This window comes from Gordonia sp. (in: high G+C Gram-positive bacteria), assembly GCF_020438995.1.
Taxonomy (GTDB): domain Bacteria; phylum Actinomycetota; class Actinomycetes; order Mycobacteriales; family Mycobacteriaceae; genus Gordonia.
This window is the reverse complement of record NZ_JAGQTN010000243.1, coordinates 1-5,256: the sequence shown is the minus strand read 5'-3', so window position 1 is coordinate 5,256 and position 5,256 is coordinate 1. Positions and strand designations below refer to the sequence as shown.

The following is a 5,256-nucleotide window of genomic DNA, read 5'->3' as shown; positions in this document are numbered from 1 at the left end:
TACTGGTCAGCCGGCCTGACACGTCGAGCACTGCTGGCCGTCGGGGAACGCCTGGTCGCCCGGCACCGACTGGCGCGCCCCGAGTACGCCCTGCTGGCCGAAGTCACCGAGATCGACGACGCCCTGATAAACGACTCCCTCCCCGACTCCCTGGCCGAGCGGTGGCACCGACTGCAGCAGACGGCGCCACCCGCCAAGACGCTCGGCGCCCCCGAACCTCCTCCGCCGCCGTTGCGTGCGTTCGGCGAACCGCACCGCACCAACCTGCGACTCACCCTGCTGTGTATCAGCCTCAATTTCGACGAGCATGAGGCTGTGGTCAGCGCGGGTGTGCGGGGGCATGGCGCCTCGCGCGGGGTCGTAGAGGGGACCGCGCGGGTCATCACCTCATCCGACGACTTCGCCCGGGTTCAACCCGGCGACATCCTTGTCGCGCCGACCACATCACCGACATGGAATATATTGTTGCCCCTGGTATCCGGACTCGTCGCCGATCATGGCGGGCCACTGTGCCATACCGCTGTGGTAGCGCGTGAGTGCGGTATCCCCGCGGTCGTCGGAACCGGCAATGCCACCACGCGCATACCCGACGGCGCAGCGATCCGGGTCAATGGGACCACTGGCGAAGTTCTGGTGGTGCGCGGATCCGCGGTCGGCGCTGCCGGTGAAAAACTACCCTGTTAGATGCCGCCGGCGACATCGCCGCCGCCGAAACGAAGGAGGAGCCCATCATGGGCGTCCGTATCGCAGAGGTGATGGCGGCGTTGTCGCTGACCACGGACCTGGCCACCGGACTGCCGTTCGAGAAGGGGCTGCGCGTCTGCATAGTTGCCGATGAACTCGTGAAACGGCTCCCGGACCGCGTCACCGACGACGGCCGGCTCCGGGCAACCACCTACCAGGCCACACTCCTGCGCTCCATCGGCTGCACATCACGAGCGCCAGAGAACGCCGCGGAGTTCGTCGATGATGTCGCCTTCCAGTGTGCGGTGAAGCACCTCGACCTCGACGCCGACCACCTCGCCGAGCAACTGACGGGCTTCGGCGACTGGCAGGGTTCCCCGGAGTCCCAGCAGTCACTGGCCGACCGTTTCGTCGACCTCGTCACCACCGACGGACCCCACGCCGCCCGGTACAGCTGTGAAGTGAGCCGGGCTCTGGCGCCGCCGATGGGTGCATGCGCGGACGCGGTGGCGGCCCTCGACGACGTCTACGAGCGCTGGGACGGCCATGGCCTCCCGGATGGCCGCAGCGCACATCGGCTCAGCTTTGCGGGCCGGATCATGCACGTCGCCGAACAGGCGGTACTCGCGCATGTCGCCGGTGGGACCGACCATGCCATCGCCGAGGTACGACGCCGCGGTGGTGGTCACCTCGACCCGGACGTCGCCAGAATCTTTGTCGACGACGCGCCGTCGATCCTCGCGTCGACCGCCGAGACCGACTTGCTTGCCGCGGTTCTCGAACGCGAACCGGCGCCGCAGTCAACCGTGGATGGCGCCGGATTCACGAGTCTCTGCGGGGTCCTGGGTATGGTTGCCGACCTCAAGAGCGTGTATCTGACCGGACACAGTTCACGCGTGGCTCGCGTCGCGGCGGCCGCGGCCAGGCGGGTCGGCCTCACAGATGCCCAGATCGGCGATCTCGAGGCCGCGGGCCACCTGCACGGTCTCGGATGTGTCGTGGTGCCCAGTTCGCTTCTGGACCGGCCGCAACCGAGTGGACAGCTAGGCACCGCTGATCGGGAACGGCTGCGTCTGCAAAGCTATTGGACCAGCCGGATCCTCGAACGGTGCCCGTCGCTGCGAACATTGGAGCCGTTGACCCGGCCGGCCGGTGCCCTGCACGCGGCCTTCGCCGAGGCCGGTTGGGGTACCTGGCGCGGGTCCACAGACGCCTCCGGCCCCTTTGCCGCGCGAATTCTGGAGGCCGCCGAGGTGTGGTGCACCCTCACTGAGGACCGCCCCGGACGCCCGGCTCTGCCCCCGGCCGCCGCGAGGTCCCACCTGTGCGCGGCCGTCGATGACGGGCGGCTCGAATCCGACGCGGTGTGGGCGGTGCTGTCCGCCGTCGACGTGGCGCCTGTCTCGCAAGCTGCCCCCAACGGTCTCACGGCCCGTGAGCTGGAAGTCCTACGACATGCGGCGAAGGGCATGTCGAACAGGGAAATCGCTGTGGCACTGGTCATTTCGGAGCGGACCGTTGGACATCATCTCGCCCATGTCTTCGACAAGACCGGCTACCGGACGCGCGCGGGCGTGGCCGTCTGGGCGGTGCAACGCGGGCTCATCCCGGCCGAACCGGGCGATCTGGAGCGTGCGCTCAGTTGAGGGTCGCCGGTCTGGTCGGACATTCATGTCGGCAAAGCTATCCGGGGAAGACCTGCCCCGGTCAGGTCAGTGCTTGGTGATCTTGTAGATGTGGTCGCCACCCAGGGGAGGCAGCGGCATCTTCGCCATGCCGGACGGCAGCTCCGTGATCGACGACGCCTTGTCGATGACCAGGAAGGTGTTCTTCTTCCAGCCCAGCAGCTGGTTCGGCAGCAGGCCGGTCGTCATCAGCTGGGTCACGCCGAGTGTCTTCTGGTTGATCACGGAGATGAAGCCGAGGAAGTAGTTGGCGGCGTACAGCTTGCCCTGGAAGACGAGCATCGAGTTGGTGCCCGGGCCGGTGGTCACGTCGCCGACGTGCTTACCTGTGCGCAGGTTGTACACCGACAGTCCGTTGTACAGGTTGTTGACGTACAGGCGGTTGGTCGTGGTGTCGGCGGCGACGCTGCCGTGACCTTCCCGGATCGTCTGGCGGGTGTTCCACTTGACCTTCGCCCGGACCTTGTCACCGCTGCGGGTGAGCCGGAACTGGGTGAGGTCGGTGTAGTACGAGGTGGTGGTGACGGTGGCACCGTCGGGACCCTGGTCGGTGACGATCGTGCCGGCGCCGAGCTGCTTGCCGCCGGACGGGTACCTGACCTCGCCGAGCCGCTTATAGGTGTCCATGTCGAAGAACACCAGGCCCGGGGTGACCGAGATGATGGCGACGCGGAGGTCTTCGGCGAAGACGATGGAGTGTGAATGCGGCAGGTTGCGCAAGTTGGCCAGGCGCCGCCCGGTGTTCTTGTCCCACACGTTGGCTTCGCCGCCGTTGGCCGCGGCGGCTGTGGTCCACACAGTGTGGCCCGTCTTCGGGACACCGATCTCGTACTGGGCGGCGATGGTGCCGTGGCCGTCGGTGTCGGCCTTCTGGGTCACGTTGATCCGCTGCTTGACCGACATCGTGTTCGGGTTGAGCCGGTAGATGGTCGACTTGGTGGGGCCGTTCATCGGCGACACGCTGGTCAGCCACAGATCACCGGTCTGCGCGTCGATAGCACCGCGGTAGTTGCCTGAATTGAAGTTGTAGCCGTGAATGCTGTAGCCGGCCGGCTGCGGAACAGCGGGAGCCGGGCTCGCGGGGGCGGCGTCGGCGGCCGGCGCGGTGGCCAGACCGAGCGTGAAAACGGCGGTGACGGCGAGCGCGGCGCCACGAACAATCGAGAAACGGGATCGCATGGACCTTAGGCTAACCTACGGATGCCCCGATACCTGGTCAGTTCCGTGCAACCTCCACCACACCGGACCCGCGCAGTGTGCGAGTGCTACGGCGTGCGCTGCGGACCGTCAGGGTCGCCGGGCCTGCGGACCGCCTATGAGAGCGTCGAGACCGGATACTTCCGGATGTTCGGATCGACAGTGAGCAGTGTGGCGCCGTCAACCATGGCCTGGGCGACGAGCATCCGGTCGAACGGATCCCGGTGTATCCACGGAAGCTCAGCGAGGGCACGCGCGTGGTCGACGCCGAACGGCTCTACTTCGAGCCCGAGGTTACCGACGGTGTCGAAGAATCGCGGACCGACATCGAGTTTGCCGGTCGACACCTTGATGGCGATCTCTGTCAGGGAAACCACCGAGATCATCTTCCGGATACTTGTGTCGGCGAGTACGTCAACCATGCTTTGTGGCAGCCTCTCCGGAGCCGATCGCATCCATAACAAGATATGTGTGTCGAGCAATGTCCTCACGGCCGCCGAGAGTCCTGACCGCTGCCGTACCAGAGCGCGTCGTCCTCGTCGCTCCACTCATCGAAGTCATCGGGAACGGTGAACTGACCAGCCAGATCACCGAGTCTTGCGGGCGGAAAGGCCACCGGATCGATGGGTCCGAGGCGCGCCACGGGCTTTCCGTTCCGCGCGATGACCACGGTCTCACCTGCTTCGGCAGCAGCGACCAGCTTCGAGAACGAGGCCTTGGCCTCGAAGATGTTCACGGTGGTCATGGCGCCACATTACCCCACTCTGGCCAGGTCTGGCCAGGGCTAGTCCTTGGTCCGAGGTCACTCCGTGGAGCGTCGGCCATGCTGCTCCGGCGTGTAGGCGAGGAGTTTGCGGTACGGGATCGACATCTCGTCGATGCGGAGGACGACCGTCACCGTCTCGCTGTCGACGGTCAGGTCCACGACCCGGACGCCGTCGGTCACAGCAGTGGCGATGGGGATGGACGAGATCGCGGTCAGCCCGCCCCGCCGCAGCCACCGTCCCCACCCGGCCGCGAGCGGGCGCAGTTCGATGCGCCCGCCTTCCGAGACCAGCCGGGTGTCGACCCATCCGTTCCGCGTCCGCGTGCCGTTGTAGCGCACGCGAAGCCGCTGTTCACCGAGCGGTTCGATCTCGACCTTGTCGGCGTAGTGCTTCAGCAACGCGGTGGCTTGGGGCCAGTCTGCCACCACGACCACCTCCAGCGGCGCCGCGACAACGATCGGGTTGATGGACGGTCGCGTGTGCACATTGTGCGCGCTGACGGTGAAACGCCGGGCGTGCAAACCGTCGAACACCGGCTCGACGGCGGTGAGCGAGAGTCCGTTGACCTGCCCCATCGCGGCGCCGAAGCGGTCGAACCGGGCGTCGATGTCGTCGATCGTGAACGCCACCGGCTTGTCGCCGAGCGTCGTCTCGATCCGCTTACCGGTGACCTGCGTCTTCAGCGTGTCGAAGAGTCGCTCGATCGATCCGGTACCGAGCCGTGCGGTGGTGTCGATTCCCGGCAGTGCGAGGGGCAGGTGTGGTGCGGCGTCGGCGCCGTGCATCGCCGAACCGAGTTCGAGCAACCAGCCCGCAGGACTCAGATACCAGGGTTGCTCGACCACGTCTCTCCACATCCTCGACGGCAACCTCCTAAAGGTACGCCGTCGTAGGGCCGATCACGCTGCAACCACCGCGGCGCC

General features: G+C 66.6%; 6 protein-coding genes. 2 read left to right on the top strand and 4 right to left on the bottom strand.

Annotation, left to right across the window (positions count from 1 at the left end; genetic code table 11):
- A partial coding sequence (locus tag KDB67_RS17055) for a PEP-utilizing enzyme (protein WP_291018096.1) occupies positions 1-684 on the top strand: 684 nt, incomplete at its 5' end.
- Between the two features lie 47 nt (positions 685-731).
- Positions 732-2,330: an HD domain-containing phosphohydrolase gene (locus tag KDB67_RS17050; RefSeq protein WP_291018093.1), complete on the top strand. Its 1,599-nt coding sequence runs from the start codon at positions 732-734 to the stop codon at positions 2,328-2,330.
- A 66-nt stretch (positions 2,331-2,396) separates the two neighbouring features.
- On the opposite strand, the gene KDB67_RS17045 is transcribed toward KDB67_RS17050, so the two are convergent.
- From KDB67_RS17045 to KDB67_RS17030, 4 genes are all read right to left on the bottom strand, one after another.
- Positions 2,397-3,548 carry a hypothetical protein gene (locus tag KDB67_RS17045; protein WP_291018090.1) on the bottom strand — a complete coding sequence of 384 codons (1,152 nt, stop codon included), beginning with the start codon at positions 3,546-3,548 and terminating at the stop codon, positions 2,397-2,399.
- A gap of 134 nt (positions 3,549-3,682) precedes the next feature.
- Positions 3,683-4,057, bottom strand: coding sequence for a type II toxin-antitoxin system VapC family toxin (locus tag KDB67_RS17040; RefSeq protein ID WP_291018087.1), 375 nt, complete (start codon positions 4,055-4,057; stop codon positions 3,683-3,685).
- Positions 4,054-4,311 carry a type II toxin-antitoxin system Phd/YefM family antitoxin gene (locus tag KDB67_RS17035; protein ID WP_291018084.1) on the bottom strand — a complete coding sequence of 86 codons (258 nt, stop codon included), beginning with the start codon at positions 4,309-4,311 and terminating at the stop codon, positions 4,054-4,056. The genes KDB67_RS17040 and KDB67_RS17035 overlap by 4 nt, the downstream gene beginning before the upstream one ends.
- 57 nt (positions 4,312-4,368) lie before the next feature.
- On the bottom strand, positions 4,369-5,178 hold the full coding sequence (locus KDB67_RS17030) for a hypothetical protein (RefSeq protein ID WP_291018082.1): 810 nt from the start codon (positions 5,176-5,178) through the stop codon (positions 4,369-4,371).
- Between the last annotated feature and the right edge of the window lie 78 nt (positions 5,179-5,256).